The organism is Chryseobacterium sp. S90 (assembly GCF_047444895.1).
In the GTDB taxonomy this organism is placed as follows: domain Bacteria; phylum Bacteroidota; class Bacteroidia; order Flavobacteriales; family Weeksellaceae; genus Chryseobacterium.
Map to the genome: position 1 here is coordinate 205,765 of NZ_JBLGCX010000008.1, position 16,615 is coordinate 222,379.

Annotated in this window: 12 protein-coding genes, 1 tRNA gene and 1 other RNA gene; 11 read left to right on the plus strand and 3 right to left on the minus strand. The window is 31.4% G+C overall.

The features are described from left to right. Window positions 1-35: 35 nt before the first annotated feature. From ACLMCG_RS19780 to ACLMCG_RS19810, 7 genes are all read left to right on the plus strand, one after another. Window positions 36-3,164 (plus strand): helicase-related protein, encoded by a 3,129-nt coding sequence (locus tag ACLMCG_RS19780; protein WP_413960786.1) that lies wholly within the window; start codon window positions 36-38, stop codon window positions 3,162-3,164. Window positions 3,165-3,193: 29 nt separating this feature from the next. Then, the gene (locus tag ACLMCG_RS19785) at window positions 3,194-3,958 is read left to right on the plus strand and encodes a DUF4391 domain-containing protein (protein WP_394674040.1); all 765 of its coding nucleotides are present in this window, start codon (window positions 3,194-3,196) and stop codon (window positions 3,956-3,958) included. Continuing rightward, a complete protein-coding gene (locus ACLMCG_RS19790) occupies window positions 3,945-5,918 on the plus strand; it encodes a site-specific DNA-methyltransferase (RefSeq protein WP_394674041.1) in 1,974 nt (657 codons plus the stop codon). The genes ACLMCG_RS19785 and ACLMCG_RS19790 overlap by 14 nt, the downstream gene beginning before the upstream one ends. A gap of 8 nt (window positions 5,919-5,926) precedes the next feature. Beyond that, window positions 5,927-8,923 carry a DEAD/DEAH box helicase family protein gene (locus ACLMCG_RS19795; RefSeq protein WP_413960785.1) on the plus strand — a complete coding sequence of 999 codons (2,997 nt, stop codon included), beginning with the start codon at window positions 5,927-5,929 and terminating at the stop codon, window positions 8,921-8,923. A 17-nt stretch (window positions 8,924-8,940) separates the two neighbouring features. Next, window positions 8,941-9,489 carry a helix-turn-helix domain-containing protein gene (locus ACLMCG_RS19800; RefSeq protein WP_413960784.1) on the plus strand — a complete coding sequence of 183 codons (549 nt, stop codon included), beginning with the start codon at window positions 8,941-8,943 and terminating at the stop codon, window positions 9,487-9,489. 15 nt (window positions 9,490-9,504) lie between these two features. Continuing rightward, complete coding sequence (locus ACLMCG_RS19805; RefSeq protein WP_413960783.1) at window positions 9,505-11,430, plus strand: DUF262 domain-containing protein; 1,926 nt, start codon at window positions 9,505-9,507, stop codon at window positions 11,428-11,430. Between the two features lie 607 nt (window positions 11,431-12,037). Next, a complete protein-coding gene (locus ACLMCG_RS19810; protein ID WP_413960782.1) occupies window positions 12,038-12,493 on the plus strand; it encodes a hypothetical protein in 456 nt (151 codons plus the stop codon). A 21-nt stretch (window positions 12,494-12,514) separates the two neighbouring features. Here the strand turns inward: ACLMCG_RS19810 and ACLMCG_RS19815 are convergent, their stop codons facing one another. From ACLMCG_RS19815 to ssrA, 3 genes are all read right to left on the minus strand, one after another. Continuing rightward, window positions 12,515-13,435 (minus strand): hypothetical protein, encoded by a 921-nt coding sequence (locus ACLMCG_RS19815; RefSeq protein ID WP_413960781.1) that lies wholly within the window; start codon window positions 13,433-13,435, stop codon window positions 12,515-12,517. After that, window positions 13,435-13,986, minus strand: coding sequence for a DUF6932 family protein (locus ACLMCG_RS19820; RefSeq protein WP_413960780.1), 552 nt, complete (start codon window positions 13,984-13,986; stop codon window positions 13,435-13,437). Before ACLMCG_RS19820 ends, ACLMCG_RS19815 begins: the two co-directional genes overlap by 1 nt. Window positions 13,987-14,217: 231 nt before the next feature. Beyond that, window positions 14,218-14,616, minus strand: a transfer-messenger RNA (tmRNA) gene (ssrA, locus tag ACLMCG_RS19825). 270 nt (window positions 14,617-14,886) lie between these two features. On the opposite strand from ssrA, the gene rpsU reads away from it, so the two are divergent. From rpsU to ACLMCG_RS19845, 4 genes are all read left to right on the plus strand, one after another. After that, the gene (gene rpsU / locus ACLMCG_RS19830) at window positions 14,887-15,084 is read left to right on the plus strand and encodes a 30S ribosomal protein S21 (RefSeq protein WP_047379266.1); all 198 of its coding nucleotides are present in this window, start codon (window positions 14,887-14,889) and stop codon (window positions 15,082-15,084) included. Window positions 15,085-15,162: 78 nt separating this feature from the next. Beyond that, window positions 15,163-16,050: a tyrosine-type recombinase/integrase gene (locus tag ACLMCG_RS19835; RefSeq protein ID WP_413960897.1), complete on the plus strand. Its 888-nt coding sequence runs from the start codon at window positions 15,163-15,165 to the stop codon at window positions 16,048-16,050. Further along, the gene (locus ACLMCG_RS19840; RefSeq protein ID WP_047386085.1) at window positions 16,047-16,337 is read left to right on the plus strand and encodes an HPF/RaiA family ribosome-associated protein; all 291 of its coding nucleotides are present in this window, start codon (window positions 16,047-16,049) and stop codon (window positions 16,335-16,337) included. The genes ACLMCG_RS19835 and ACLMCG_RS19840 overlap by 4 nt, the downstream gene beginning before the upstream one ends. 109 nt (window positions 16,338-16,446) lie before the next feature. Next, a tRNA-Thr gene (locus ACLMCG_RS19845) sits at window positions 16,447-16,520 on the plus strand. Window positions 16,521-16,615 lie beyond the last annotated feature (95 nt).

Consider the following 16,615-nt stretch of genomic DNA (forward strand, 5'->3'; position numbering starts at 1 on the left):
GAAAACAGGTCAAAACTTTAAAACTATAATCAGAAGTGATCAACAACCAAGATATATTATTTTTCAACGAATTAATATACAATATTAGACCAAATTCTACCGTCAAAATATGTGTAAACAATTTTAGTTTCAATGCAATTTTTGATTTATTAGAGCCATTCCAAAACTGTAAGTCTGTTGAGTTACTCATTCAGAAAACAGATTTTGATCACCAAAAACCATCCTTTGTTAAAGATTTGTCTGAAAATGAAACCAATGCAAAACTTCAAACTTACTACCGCCTTCGTCAAGTTTTAGATTTTGTCGAGAAGTTTGTTTTTGTTAAAAAGGGAATCACCGGAGGCAATAGTTTTATCATTGTTGATGATAAATCATTCCAATTTGCACCAAATAATTTTAACGAAACTACACTTGGACTCGTTAAAGATGGGAAACCTTATATGATTTTCGGTCTTGAAGATTCTTCAAATTCTTTCGGAAAAGCATTTGAAAATTTATGGAATGGCGGTACAGATTGTAAAAAAGAACTAATTAACTTATATCAACAAGCGGATGTCTTAAAATCTGCGGAAGTAAATTATAAATATTCAATTTCTAAAATCTTTGCCGGAAAAACCACGGAGGATATCAATGAGGAAAGATTAATGAAGACCGGATTCAAAAATTCTGTTGTTTGGAATAAACTTTTTAATTTTCAGAAAGATGCAGTCTTAGGTGCAATAGATAAAATTGAAAAATTTAACGGATGTATTATTGCTGATTCTGTTGGTTTAGGTAAAACTTTCGAAGCCCTAGCAATCATCAAATACTACGAACTTAGAAACGATAGGGTTCTTGTTCTAGCACCCAAAAAATTAAGAGATAACTGGGTTACTTACCGTCTTAATGACCGAAGAAATATTTTAGTACAAGACCGACTCAACTTTGATGTTCTGAACCACACCGATTTAAGTCGTGAAAAAGGAATGTCTGGAGATGTAAATCTTGAAACGGTTCATTGGGAAAATTATGATCTTATTGTAATAGATGAATCACACAACTTTAGAAATAACAATCCTTCAAAAGGAACGGTTTCTCGTTATGAAAAATTGATGAGAGATGTAATAAAATCCGGTGTTAGAACCAAGGTATTATTACTTTCTGCAACACCGGTAAATACAAGATTAAATGACCTTAGAAACCAATTGGCTTTCATCACGGAGACGAATGACCAAGCATTAATAAATGAAGGAATTTCAAGTATTGATCTTACTTTGACACAAGCACAAAGAAAGTTTAACACTTGGATGAAACAAGCAAATCCTACAAGAGAAGATCTTATCAACAGATTGGATGGTGACTACTTCAAACTTTTGGATATTTTTACCATTTCAAGATCAAGAAAACATATTGAGAAATATTATGATGTTGCGGATATTGGGAAGTTTCCAACAAGACTAAAACCAATTTCCCAATTCAGCGACTTCGATACAGATAATAAAGAGTTTTCCATTACTGATATTAATGATTATCTACAATCATTAAACTTAAAGTTTTATTCACCGATGTATTTCGTTTTCGAACATTTGCAAGAAGCTTATGCTGAAAAATACGATACGAAAACAAAAACAGGTGCAGTTTTCAGTCAATTAGACCGTGAGGAAAGTATTATTACCCTGATGAGGGTTAATCTTTTAAAGAGATTGGAGTCATCAATCTTTTCATTCTGTTTGACAGTTGAAAAACTTTTGAAACATATTGAAATACTTCTCGAAAAGATTGCAAATCATAGAGAGTTTGTTGAGGAAATGGACGTTCGAGATTTCGATTTTGATGATGAACAGCTCAATGATCTTTTTATCGGTGGTAAAGTAAAAGTTCTACTACAGGATATGGATTTGGTAAAGTTCAGAGAGTTTCTTGAATCAGATTTTGAAATATTACAAGATTTGTACTTCAAGTGCAGAGTTATAACGGTTAGGAGAGACCAAAAACTTAAAGATTTAAAAGATATTATTTCTGATAAAATTCAAACCCCAATCAATCCCAACAATAAAAAGGTAATCATCTTTTCTGCATTTGCCGACACGGTAAAATACCTTTACGAAAACTGTGCAGAAGAATTTGAGACTCAATATGGACTAAAATCTGCCTTGGTTTCCGGTAGTGATGCCAACAGAACTAATCTTGAAGGGTGCAAAACAAATCTACAGAACATCCTGATCAACTTCTCTCCGGTCTCTAAGACTCGTGATAGTATTTTTCCTGATCAAAAAGGTGAAATTGATCTGTTATTTTGCACTGATTGTATTTCAGAAGGACAAAACTTACAGGATTGTGATTACCTGATCAATTACGATATTCATTGGAATCCGGTTCGTATTATTCAGAGATTTGGTCGTATTGACAGGATTGGTTCTAAAAACGATCAAATACAGTTAGTCAATTTTTATCCTGACATTGAATTAGATCAATACATAGATTTGATTCAACGTGTAAAAGGTCGAATGCAGATTCTCGACATTTCAGCTACCGGAGATGATAACGTGATAGATGACCGTGACGGGCAAAATAAAGAATTGGAGTACCGAAGAAAACAGTTAGAAAAAATGAAAGATTCGGTGGTTGATTTGGAAGACCTTGAAGGTGGAATCTCCATTTCCGATCTTACTTTTAATGACTTTAAAATAGATGCTGACCGTATAAAAGAAGAGGAATTAAAACAGTACGAATTATTTGCCAGTGGGATTTTCTCTTTGGTGGAAAATAATCTGGTTGATCATCCTGCCGGAGTTTTATTTTGTCTTAAAGATTTAGATGAAAATAATTTTGAGGATAAACTAAAATCTAATTTATTACATCCGTATTCGTTGGTCTACATTACTTATGACGGTGAAGTTAAAGTACCGATGAGAATGGGAAAACGAGCCTTAGATATATTTAAAAAACTATCATTTGGAAAATTATCTGTAAAAGAAGAATTGTTGAAGCAGTTTAATATTAAATCAAAATCAGGTAAACACATGAATCAATACGTGGAACTTTTAGACATTGTAAAAAATCATTTATCTGGGGAAGAAAAAACAATGGAACTTAACTCAATCTTCAATCCAAACGGTTCGTTAATCGGAAAATCAGGCAAAAAATCAGAATACGAAGTCATAAGTTATCTTATTGTAAACTAAATAAAAAATTAATAACACATATCACATTAATGAATTGGAAAGAAATTTTTAAGTTACCCGACAATTGTACCCTCAATATTCCCATTACAAAAGTTTCCCTAAAAGAACAGGATGGAATAACCATCAGTGAAGCAAAACTTTTGGATGGATCAGACGTTCAAAGTATCCGGATTTTTGGAATTGTGAGTAAAGGGAACGCCAATATTCCTGAGTCTATTGATGACTCTCAATCTTTTGTTGAAGTCTATTTTATTACTGTCAGTTTACGAACAGATGTTTATGAAAAAAATTACAAACCAGTTGCCCGACTAATCCACAAACTGATTCCTCATCATTGTCTTGTAATTTTACAATCTGAAGATGAATCACTTTCTCACATTAGCTTATCGACCAAAACCATTAATAAAAATGACCAAAGGTTAAGAGTTATCTCAGATGAATTGTTTTCCGTTTTGATCAACGATGAACAAACAGGTTTTCTTGAAGCCTTATCCTTTGCTAATGCAAATACCATCAATCTTAAATCATTTTACGAGTACTATCTAAAAGTCATTAAAAATTATAACCTTATTGATTTGACTAAAGAGTTCAAAATTAGGACGTATGAAATGACAGAAGAATTACTAATTATCAATGAATCTGTAGAAAACTATCAAACAGAAATTAACTCCCAACAAAAACAACTGAAATCGGTCACTCAAATGAGTGAAAAAGTCAGGATAAATTCCGAAATTCACGACCTCAAACAAAAAATAAACGAACTAAAAGTTAAGATAGAACATGGAAAAGATTAATGAATTGACCTCAGAAAATATTGTTCAGCAGAATATTGAAAGATTAAAAGAAATCTTTCCTACAGCTTTTAGTGAAGGAAAATTGGTGGTTGAAGAATTACAGGCATTGGTTGGAGAATACATCCAAAAAGATAAAGAATTTTACCAAATGACTTGGGCAGGTAAAACCGAAGCTCAAAGAGAAGCCAATAAAGTCTCTACCGGAACTTTGCGACCATCAAGAGAGGAAAGTAAAGACTGGGATTCTACCGGAAATATTTTTATTGAAGGTGATAACTTGGAAGTTCTTAAATTGTTACAGAAATCATACAGCAACAAAATCAAGATGATCTATATTGATCCTCCATATAATACAGGGAAGGATTTTGTGTATAAAGACAATTATAAAGATAATCTAAATAATTATCTTGAATTATCAGGACAAAAAGATGAAGAAGGCAAAAAACTAAGTACCAATACAGATAGCGACGGTCGTTATCATAGCAATTGGCTTAACATGATGTACCCTCGTCTCAAATTAGCAAGAAATCTGATGACTGATGATGGCGTTATTTTTATTTCTATTGATGATAATGAACAATCAAATTTAAAGAAATTGTGTGATGAGATTTTTGGAGAAGAAAACTTTGTTTCAAATATTGTTTGGGCAGGTGGAAGAAAGAATGATTCAAAATATATTTCAATCAGCCACGAATACATTTTATGTTATTTCAAAAATCTAAATTTAATAAAAGAAAAGAAAATCTTTTGGAGAGAAAAAAAAGAAGGCTTAGATAAAATATACTCAAAAGTTAAAGAATTAGTAATTAGTAGTGAAAATAATTTTGAAGAAGCTACAAAATTACTCAAATTATGGTACAAAAATATGGATCAATCAAATCCGATCTATAAGCAATCTCATTATAGTCAGATCGACGAAAAGGGTGTATTCTATGCTGATAATATTTCATGGCCTGGTGGTGGTGGGCCAAAATATGATGTTTTACATCCTATTACAAATAAACCTGTTAAAATACCTTCTAGAGGATGGTTATTTTCAAGCCCAGAAAGAATGCAAGAATTTATTAATAACGGATTAGTAAAATTTGGTATAGATGAACAATCAGTTCCAACTCTAAAAGCTTATTTAAAAGATCGCGAATATCAGGTTCCTTACAGTATTTTCTATCAAGATGGTAGGGCATCGACCAAAAGATTAATGAAAATGTTTGGAAGTAAAATATTTGAGAATCCAAAAGATGAAAATATTATATCTTCTATAATAAGATATCATGTTCTAAAAGAAGATATTGTTTTAGACTTTTTTTCTGGTTCTGGATCTACTGCACACGCAGTAATGGCACTTAACGCAGAAGATGGAGGTAGTAGAAAGTGTATTTCCGTACAATTGCCTGAACCAACTGATGAGAAGTCAGAAGCCTATAAAGAGGGATATAAAACTATCGCAGAAATAACTAAGGAACGTATTCGAAGAGCAGGTGAATTAGTGAAACAGGAAAATAAAAATAATGACAGAATTGAAAATTTAGATGCAGGTTTCCGTGTGTTTAAATTAGATTCTTCTAATATTCTGGCTTGGGATACATCGGTTGATGAATTTGAAGGGCAATTAGATATGTTCGCAGAAAATAATGGAGACCATATTAAATCCAATAGAACAGAAGAAGATGTGTTGTTTGAGATTCTTTTAAAATACGGTTTAGAACTGACATTACCAATCGAAGAAAAAGTGGTTGGAGACTGTAAAATCTACAATATCGGTTTTGGATCAATGTATATTTGTTTAAGTGATCAGATCAAAACAGATGTAGCCACAACCATTGGTGAATGGCACAAAGAATCTTCGGATTCCAATCCATCTGTTATCTTTAAAGATTCCGGTTTTGCCAATGATGCCGATAAAACCAATACGGTGCAAACTTTGAGACAGGTGGGTATTGAAAATGTGAAATCTATTTAATTGTTTCTATGAAAATACAATTTGAAGGTAACCTTAGTTATCAGCAAGATGCCATAGAAGCTGTTGTTGATGTATTTAGAGGACAGGAAAAACTACAATCTAATTTTACTGTTTTAGCTCCAAAAGATCAAACCATTGATTACGAAGCGGATTTGGGTTACGCTAACAAAATAAATCTTTTACCAAAACAAATCGTGGAAAACGTTCAAACCATTCAAATGAAAAATGGTTTACGAATTTCTGATCCCAATAAAATTGACAGAAATGATCTTCAGTTCTCAATTGAGATGGAAACCGGTACCGGAAAAACTTACGTTTTTACCCGATCAATAATGGAAATGAACCGTAAATACGGTTTTAAAAAGTTCATTATTGTCGTACCGTCTGTTTCTATTCGCGAGGGGATTAATAAATCTTTGGAATTGACAGATGATCATTTTAAGAAAGTATTTGAAAATACACCGTATAAATATTTTATTTATGACAGTTCCAATCTAAGTCAAGTAAGAGACTTCGCAACATCAGACCAGATCAGAATAATGGTGATCAACGTTCAGGCGTTTTCTCAAGATGTAGATACCGCAAAAGGTTCTAAACGTATAATGTTGGAATATAATGATAAGTTAGGTGCAAAACCAATAAGTCTACTTCAAGATACCAACCCAATTGTTATTGTAGATGAACCTCAAAGTACAATGAGTTCAAAGTTACAGATACAATCTGTTAAGAATTTGAATCCAATAGCTATTTATAGGTTTTCGGCTACTCATAAAGAAAAAATAAATCTCCTTTATAAATTTGATGCTATTGATGCTTATAATGATGGAAAAGTCAAAAAGATTGAAGTAGCATCAGTTACTACAAAAGATGAAGTGAGCGACGGGGCTTTCATACAGGTCTTAAGCATATCCAATAAAAATGGGTTTAAAGTTAAACTGAATCTTGATATCAAAGGAAAAAACGGAAAAGTAACAAGATCACCTAAAGAAGTGAAGTTAGGTGATGACTTGTATCAAATTACCAAGTTAGATCAATATACCGGATTTAATGTGAGTGAAATCAGTACAGATCCTGAGTTTATTGAATTTTCTAATGGTCAGTTTTTACAATCTGGTCAAACATTAGGTGGTGTAAATGATACTGATATCAAGAGAAAATTGATTGCTAAAACCATACAGGAACATCTCGACAAGGAAGTAAAATTTAACCCTAAAGGAATAAAAGTTCTGAGTTTATTTTTCATTGATAAGGTCGCAAGATATCGAGAATATGATGAAGAAGGTAATAAATTAAATGGTGAATATGCTCAAATTTTTGAAGAAGAATATAATAGAATCATTCAGTCACCTAAATATAAACTGTCTCTTTTTAAAGAAGTACAAGATTTAGAAGTGAATGTTTCTGATGTTCACAAAGGATATTTTTCCACTGATAAAAGATCTAAAAAATCCAACTCAAAAGATAAATTTGAAGCCTTTAAAGATACTTCCGGTTCTGTAAAAGCAGATGAAGACACTTATCATCTGATTATGACAGAAAAAGAAAAACTACTCAGCTTTGACTCGCCTGTACGTTTTATCTTCTCACACACTGCATTACGAGAAGGTTGGGATAATCCAAACGTTTTTCAAATTTGTTTACTAAAAGAAATGGGTGCCTCAGAAATAAGAAGAAGGCAGGAAATAGGTCGTGGACTGAGAATTTCTGTTGACCAAACCGGAAATCGTGTTTATGATGAAAACGTAAACGTTTTAACAACGGTTGTCAACGAAAGTTTTAAAGATTTTGTGGAAGGATATCAAAAGGAACTAACCGAAGATACCGGAATAACATTTGGTCATCTTGCTATTGAATCTTTTAATACGGTAGTGACTTCCGTTGACGAAAACGATGAACCAGTTTATTTGGGACAGGAAACATCTTCTCAAATTTATCAAACTTTTATTGAATTAGGATATATTGACAAAAAAGGTAAGATTCAGGATACCTTAAAAATCCACTTAAAAGAGGAAACTGTTGACTTAGGTCAGGAATTTAGTGAAACGGTCTCAAAACAGATTTATAACATTTTAAAACAGGTTGCAGGTTCTTTAGAAATAAAAGATAATAACGATAAAAGAGAAATTAAAATTAACAAAGAAGTTTTTTTATCGGAAGACTTCAAAAAACTATGGGACACGATAAAGTACAAAACAGTATATCAGGTAGAATTTGATTCTGAAAAATTAATTGAGAACTGTATTAAGACGATCAACAACAATGTTTTAAATCAACAGGCAAAAATAGAATTTGTAAAAGGCAAACTAGCTGTTGGAAAAGGTGGTATTGAGACAGATGGTGAATTGAAAACTTATGTTGAAAATTTGGAGGTCGAAGTAAGAAATTTACCAGACATTATAACGTATCTTCAAAATGAAACTGATCTTACAAGAAAAACAATTGTACTTATCCTAAAGAGATTAGAAGCAAGAGTGTTAAAATATTTTAAGACCAATCCACAAGCTTTTATCGAAAAGTGTATTGATGTTATCAATATTCAAAAAAGATTATTTATTGTTGACGGTATCAAATACCAAAAAATTGGAGATCACGATTATTACGAGCAAAAAGAATTGGAAAAAACGGATGCAATTGGTTATCTAAGTAAATATATGCTTGAAGCTTCCAAATCAGCATTTGATTATACTTTATGTGATTCGGAGGTTGAATTAAATCTCGCTAGAGAATTTGAAGGTAGTGAAAATGTAAGTTTATACACCAAGTTACCGGGTTGGTTCAAAATCCCAACACCATTAGGTAATTACAATCCGGATTGGGCAATTTTGTACAGCAAAGGTGACGGAGATAAACTGTATTTTGTAACAGAATCTAAAGGGACAATTTTTGACGAAGGATTAAAACCAATTGAGACCGGAAAAATTAAATGTGGGAAGGAACATTTCAAGGCAATTGGTAGCAGGATGATTGTTGCACATACGATGGATGATGTTTATAATCAAGTATAATAAAATAGTTAATTTATATGAATTTAAATTCAGAATTCTCAATAAATGAATTTATAGATTATCTCAAAAATTTGGATCATAATAAACAAAAGAGAATGTTATTTATGATTGAAGCAGAACTTACAATTTTTGATGATTTCGATTATAATACAAACTTTGGGGTATATCCCAACTATCAACATATTGCATTTGACAAAGTTATACGTACTTCATATTACAAAAATTATAATTTACTGTATGCTTATCTCGCTGATGGAAATCTTTTAAGTGTTCCAGATGATAGTATGAGAGAAAAATGGAATGTTTTAAAGGATCAATTTTTAACTGAATTAAATCTTGATCAGTCAATGTTTGATCATGAATATGAAACTTTCAAATTTGGTTTAAGATTAAAAGAATTGAGGCAGTATAAAAATATTTCAAAATCGGAGTTTTCTAAAATATCAGGTTTAAGTAAACAAAAAATCACCCAAATTGAAGATTTTGGGTTTTTATCCAAGATATCGGAAGTAAATCAATATGTAGTTGACGGATTAAAAATGAGTTTAAATTTAAATGTGAAATAAAAAAGTTGATAAACAATGCAGGCAATAAATTTATATAAAGTTTTTAATTTGGGTTTTTTCAGAATTCCTGATTATCAACGTGGATATTCATGGACAGATAAGCAACTTACTGAATTATGGGATGATCTGGACGAAATTCAAGAGATAAATGGTGAATTAAAAAAACATTATACAGGAACAATTTTTTTAGAAAAAACAAAATCAATCGAACATGAAAGATGGATTGATGATGATTTCTTTTTTGTTGTTGATGGACAACAGAGATTAACCACAATTAGTATATTACTATTCGAACTCTTAAGATATGAGACAGGGTATTCAAATAAAACTAAAGAACTTTTAGTTGATACTTTTCTACATGTCAAAAGTGAGACCGGAAATAGTAGAGTTGAACGTTTTGGCTATCAGGAAACGGATAAAAATTATCAATTTTTATATAGAGTTATTTTCGAAGATCAAAATATTTTGATACCAACAGCGCAAACGAATCTTTACTCTAAAAATTTGAGTTATGCTAAAGCTTTTTTCCGTGAAAGGTTAGAAAATCTAACAGAAGATGACCGAAGATTAATTTTCAAAAAATTGACTACATGTCTTGTTTTTGATATTAGAAAAATAGAAAAAGACTTAGATGTACAAGCAGTCTTCGAAACAATGAATAATCGAGGTAAACCATTAACCGTTCTAGAGAAATTAAAAAATAGATTAATTTTTCTTAATGAAAAACTCGTTCAAAGTGATTCTGATAAAACTATTCTAAGGACAAGTATAAACACAGCATGGGGAAAGATTTATAATTCACTCGCTCAAAATCCTGATCATTTTCTTGATGAAGATGAGTTTTTGTCAGCGCACCTTTCACTATATCGCAAACCAAAAGAATCTGTTTTCTCTGAAAAATTAGCAGAAGAAAAAATCTTCGAAATGTTTTGTAATAAATCTGAAAAATTTAACGAAGATGAGACAGAAAAGAAAGAATCACCGGTTACATTTAGTAAGATTAGTCAATATATTCATAATTTATCTGATACAGCACCCATATGGTATAATGTCAACTTTTCAAAAAACATTATGGTTCAGAAAATCTTAATTATGAATAGTAGCAAGGATGTTAAGATCTTTCTAAGTGCAATTTTCAATAAGATAAACGATCCTTCCATCCAACAAAATATGCTAATTGTATTAGAAAAAATTATGTTCAGAAATAGAGTTCCAGGACTCTGGGTTATGGATGAAAGGAATACTTCTACATGGGCAAGAAATTTATATACAAGTAAAGATATCTCTAAATCTATTTTTGATATTGAGTTAGAAATGAACGAATATTTGCTTAAGAAAATTAATAATGAAGACATGATCAATGGTTTTAAATCTTTATTTACTTATGTAAGAGGTGCAGTAGGATTTCATAGATGGGGCAACTTAAAATATTTTTTGTTCGAGTATGATGAGAAATTAAAAACAGAATTTAAAGAGAGTAATGATAAGGTTTCTTTGAGTGATTATGAATCAACATCAGTAGAACATGTAATCCCTAGAGATTATGAAAGTCATTGGTCAACGGAACTTGATGAGATTGTAAATCATTTTGTTGGCGATAATGAAAGGTTTTTATCCCAAAAAGTAGTTATAAATTCTTTAGGAAATCTAACAATCTTGAAAAATGGTAAGAATTCATCATTAAAAAACTATGGATGGGACGTTAAAAAAAACCGTTATAAAACTGGATCATACAACGAGATTGAAATTTCAAAAGAATTTCACTGGTCAAAAAAAGAAATATATGTAAGAGGACATAAATTACTAAACTTTTTAATGGAAAAGGTAGATGGACTAAATTTAAGCGATGACGAAATAAACCATTGTCTGTACTATAATAATGACATAATTAATGTTGCTACCAATATTACAATGACACCTATTATATCTGGTGAAGTCTAATGGCTAGTAATTAAATTAAAAATCCACTCTATATTCTTAATGTAAATTGTTTTTAAATTTTAAAACGCGTTATAACCTTTTGTACCCGTGGAATTTGTGTGTACGGAATGTACACACAATTGTCTGTACTATAACAGGATGAAAGTTGCATACTATTGATGGCTTTTATAATCAGGTTTTACATCTTAAAAAAAACAAAAATGACAAATATAGATTCTGAATATTCGGTAGAACATTATTTGTTTGTGGTGGGAATATTATCAATAAGTCTGATGATGTAAGAAAAAAAAGAGGGATTATTTTGAGACTATTTTTCTTCAAGAAGTAACAGTATCAGAAACAATGTTCGGTGATAAATATAAGTCTTTTAAAGAGGGTTTAAAACTAAAAGAATTTAGAAGTTGTCCCAAAAAAGAGTTTTCTGAAAAATTAGGTTTGAGCTTATATAAGATCACACAAATTGAAGATTATGGATTTAGATCAAAAAAGGCTGAATTAGACCAATATTGGAAGGGTTTAAAAAACAGAACTTGATAGAACATTAATATTTGGAAAACTAAAAAAGAATTTTTAATCTTCATTTTTTTAACATATTGTAGACATAAATATGAAAGATATTAAGTACTATAAACAAGAGGAGATCAATATTGGTGACAAGTATATTGAAAAAACTATTAGTGAAATCTTAAAATGGCAAAAAGAATATCTGTACACACATAATGAAAAAGATCTTCGTCAAATGACCTTGCAAAATATTTCTGATCTTACAGATATCGATAAATCTGTTATATCACGTATTTGTAAGTTAGTAAAGGTTATGGTACTTGACAAATATATTGACTTAAAATTATTGTTTCATTCCGGTGGTGTGGACGGTAATTCAGCATTCGAAATTTCGAGTATAATGCTTGATTTAATAGTTAATGAAGATCCAAAACATCGCTACACAGATATTAAATTGTGTGAAATTTTGAATGAAAGAGGGTATGAAATTTCCAGAAGAACAGTCTGCAAATACCGTGATGTTCATTTGAATTATCCAACATATAATAAAAGAGATTAACTCAAATATTCTCGGATTGATCTAAATCTCTGTGATTTCTAATAGTTCATAGTCTGTACGTTCACTCAATGTTTTAAATTTTGTCTTATAAACTATCAAATGAATTTTACAATATTGATTCAAAAATTTTTTGTCATATTCGATCAATTGTTCTTCATCAAGATCATGACTTATTGATCCTGAAATTTGTTGCCCCTCATCATCAAGAATATCGAATCTATTTGAATCTAATAACACTCCACGAAAAATACCAGTAATAAAAATTTCATTATCTTCTTTTAGTGCAAATGATACTCTACTAGCTGCCTTATCTATTTTTTCCTTTGATAATTCAATATGTAAATTACCACTATCCATTTTTAAAATAGATCTTTCATTTGAAACCTCCTGTAAAAACCTTTTCAGATTATTTAGGTTTCTTTTTGGAGTTGTTTCGATTGTACTCTCAAATAATTGGTCACTCCCGGTAGTATTTGCAATCAGGGTAATAACATCTTTCATTGCATCAGAAGTGTCAACTATATCATACAAGTCTTCCTCATCAAAATCTAATCGTGATAGTTCAATCCCGAAAGATCCTTTTGGTAAGGCAGTTAAGAATAATTCGGCATTGGAACTTTTTCTTGCTCTTCCACGCCTTCCAACTTTTCCATATTTGTTAAATGCTAATTGGGTTTTTACTAAACCTTCGAGTGGAGGCATGATCTTACTTAAAAAAGTTGATTTTATACCTTGTGAACCTAAGACCGCATCACCACTGAACAGAAATTGAAGAGATGGTTCAAATGATTCTAATGGAATCGATTTAAGTTCATTCTCTATCATTTCAATTCTTTCTTTAAGTCCTTCTGCCATTAATGGATGATCACCAACTTTTTCTAACAGTCGATTTAAATCTATTAGTTGCGTATTTAAATATTGAATTCTATTGTGTAAACTCATCAGAGTGACTTTAGGTAGTTTAACGCATTTTCATCATCTTTCACGGTATTTAAAGGGATTTTCAACATTCCCTTCCAAATTCCATTCCTCTTGTGAGTGAATAGCTGTAACCAATATCTTGTTTGATCTATAGTAACGTCAGGATCAAAATTAAAGTCAATAGCATAATGATCTACTGAGAATTTCTCTCTTGCCATTTTAGGGCTGAAGAATTCTGGAAAAAACGTCTTTGCCATAAATTGATCATTCATTGTTAGTCCACCATAAAAGGTGACAACATCTAAGTCATTCGGATTCCTGCCCTCAGATTCTTCAATATTCTCTAAAAAACTTCCATCTAACCATTGGAAACCCACTTTTATACCACTATTAACAGTCCTTTTTCGAAAATCCAAAAATTTTTGTAAAATCTCAATTCTTTCTTTTGATGTACTAAATTTTTGACATAATTCAAATGTTGTACACTCAAAAGGAGAAACATCACTTCTATTTGACGGATCTCCTAAGTGTGGTGGTATGACGTGATTGTGATCAAAATCAGGAATCGGCATAACTAATTTAAAGGTTATTTGTTTTATCAAATATACATATAATACATAAACTGGATAATGATGAGGAAAATATTTATGACATTATATAAGATTTATTCTTGTTACCACCATTGTTACCACCAACATAATATCTAATGAGATATTATGTAACAAAAAGGATCATTAAAAAACCCTTTATATCATTGATATAAAGGGTTTTTAATTGTCAAAAGGTTTCATAACCTTTCATTCCGGTGGAGTTGGAGGGATTCGAACCCTCGTCCAAACAAGCAATACATAAGCTTTCTACATGCTTATTCTACCATTGGTTTTCGACTGAAAGCAGAGGATAGACACCCAACTTCCAGTTTATCTTCTAAAGTTTTCGAATTTTAGCCGAAGCTTCTAAAATCTTATTCCCGCATTCCTATATCTCAGGATCAAACGCCGCAGAACAGAGCATTTGTGAGATATCTTGCTTCCTTACTATCTTCAGGAAAACGCTTGATCTACTATACTTCGATATTAAGCTGCAAGAGCGAACTCTTCGTTGCCAGTTAAAATTTTGTAGCAAGGGATTATAGAGATCGCGCCACGGTTCTCTGCATGCTTACTTACCCATTGGTCTTGCTGTCGAAACCAGTCAACCCCATGAATAAAGTGAACGCAAAGGTAATGCTTTTTGTTTACATTTCATTAATATGGGTGTCTTTTAATGAAAGTAGTTAGTAAAATGAATAATTTGAAGTTGTTATGGATTGATTTTTTAGTCATTGTGGATAAAAATATTAGTATGTGTTAAGTGCCTATAACACTAGGTTTATTAGCAATATTCAGATAAAAGAGTAATTCTTTATGGTAATATATTTTGTGATGTAAGAAAAATTGTCTAGTTTTGCAATCCAAAATGAGATGTAAAATATGTTAATAATTCCAGTAAAAGATGGTGAATCCATCGACAGAGCTTTAAAAAAATACAAGAGAAAATTTGATAAAACAGGTACAGTTCGTCAATTGAGATCTAGACAAGCGTTTATCAAGCCTTCTGTAACTTTGAGACAATCAAGGTTGAAAGCTGCTTACAAACAAAGAGCGCTTAGCAAAGAAGAGCAGGCTTAAGATTTTTTCTTAACCATATATTAATTCACTTCTTAAATTCTTATATTTGAGAAGTGAATTTTTATTTTTATACCCATGATGCTGGAAAAGTTTTTAGAATACTTACAATTCGAAAAAAGGTACTCTCCTCATACTGTTACAAGCTACAAAAAAGACCTTGAAGACTTCTCCCATTTCTTTCTCCGAACGGAGTCTTCCGACAATCTGGCTAAAGCAGACAAAAAAATCATCAGAAATTTTATTGTTGAACTCAGCGAAAACAATATTTCCAAAAGAAGTATCAACAGAAAATTATCTTCTCTCCGTAGTTTTTATCTTTTTCTTTTAAAAATAGGCGAAATCAATGTTTCTCCCACTGAAGGGATTTCTTCCCTGAAGTTTTATGCTGAAAAACAGATTCCTATGTCTAAAGAAGAGATGGTAGATCTTAATGATAGAATTTTCGAACAGCTGCATGATGTGCTTGAAAGGTGCATCATGGAAGTTCTTTATCAGACAGGCATGCGTAAAGCGGAACTTTGTGGCCTGATATTTGAGAATGTTAACTTATATGAAAATGAATTAAAAGTAATAGGAAAAGGAAATAAAGAAAGGGTAATTCCTGTTTCCAATGAACTGTCTGGACTCCTTAAAAGTTATCTGGAAATAAGAAATCCACAGACAGAATTTAAATCATATTTTTTTGTAAATAAGAAGGGGAAAAAACTCAACGAAAAATTTGTTTATGTGGTAGTTAATAAGTACCTTAGTCTTATAACAACGAAAGAAAAAAAAAGTCCTCACATCCTTCGGCATAGCTTTGCTACTCACGTTTTGGATAATGGGGCGGAGATCTCCAAAGTGAAAAAAATATTAGGGCATTCCAGTCTTGCCAGTACTCAAGTCTATACGAATGCTAATATTGAACAATTGAAAAAAGTGTTTAATCAGGCTCACCCTCGAGCTTCAAAAAAAGAAGAATTATGAAGATTTCAGTACAATCAATTGGTTTAACTCCACACGAACCACTAGAGTCACACATTGACAAAAAAGTAAGTAAATTAGATACCTTTTATGACAAGATTCAGGAGTGTAAGGTATTTTTGAAAGTAGAAAATAACGCTGATAAAGTGAACAAAACAACTGAACTTATTCTAGCGGTTCCGGGAGATGATATTGTAGTAAAAAAGACATCTGCAAGTTTTGAAGAAAGTCTGGACCTTTGCGTTGATACTGCTAAAAAGCTATTAATCAAGAAAAAAGAAATGGCGTAGGAAAAAAAGTTAAAAAAAGTTCATAAAAAATTTGAGAATTCAAAAAATCCGTTCTATATTTGCACTCGCAAAAAAGGAACAGCGATCTTTTGAATTCTTTTTTATATTTGCCTCCATAGCTCAGTTGGCCAGAGCACGTGATTTGTAATCTCGGGGTCGTGGGTTCGAATCCCTCTGGAGGCTCATAAAATATAAACTTTTTGGGGAGATTCCAGAGTGGCTAAATGGGACTGACTGTAACTCAGTTGCTTCGGCTTCGTAGGTTCGAATCCTGCTCT

Bases quoted from the DNA above. Each gene is read 5' to 3' on its own strand.
- ACLMCG_RS19785 (WP_394674040.1), top strand. From the start codon at position 3,194: ATGAATTGGAAAGAAATTTTTAAGTTACCCGACAATTGTACCCTCAAT.
- ACLMCG_RS19790 (WP_394674041.1), top strand. From the start codon at position 3,945: ATGGAAAAGATTAATGAATTGACCTCAGAAAATATTGTTCAGCAGAAT.
- ACLMCG_RS19795 (WP_413960785.1), top strand. From the start codon at position 5,927: ATGAAAATACAATTTGAAGGTAACCTTAGTTATCAGCAAGATGCCATA.
- ACLMCG_RS19800 (WP_413960784.1), top strand. From the start codon at position 8,941: ATGAATTTAAATTCAGAATTCTCAATAAATGAATTTATAGATTATCTC.
- ACLMCG_RS19805 (WP_413960783.1), top strand. From the start codon at position 9,505: ATGCAGGCAATAAATTTATATAAAGTTTTTAATTTGGGTTTTTTCAGA.
- ACLMCG_RS19810 (WP_413960782.1), top strand. From the start codon at position 12,038: ATGAAAGATATTAAGTACTATAAACAAGAGGAGATCAATATTGGTGAC.
- ACLMCG_RS19815 (WP_413960781.1), bottom strand. From the start codon at position 13,435: ATGAGTTTACACAATAGAATTCAATATTTAAATACGCAACTAATAGAT.
- ACLMCG_RS19820 (WP_413960780.1), bottom strand. From the start codon at position 13,986: ATGCCGATTCCTGATTTTGATCACAATCACGTCATACCACCACACTTA.
- rpsU (WP_047379266.1), top strand. From the start codon at position 14,887: ATGTTAATAATTCCAGTAAAAGATGGTGAATCCATCGACAGAGCTTTA.
- ACLMCG_RS19835 (WP_413960897.1), top strand. From the start codon at position 15,163: ATGCTGGAAAAGTTTTTAGAATACTTACAATTCGAAAAAAGGTACTCT.
- ACLMCG_RS19840 (WP_047386085.1), top strand. From the start codon at position 16,047: ATGAAGATTTCAGTACAATCAATTGGTTTAACTCCACACGAACCACTA.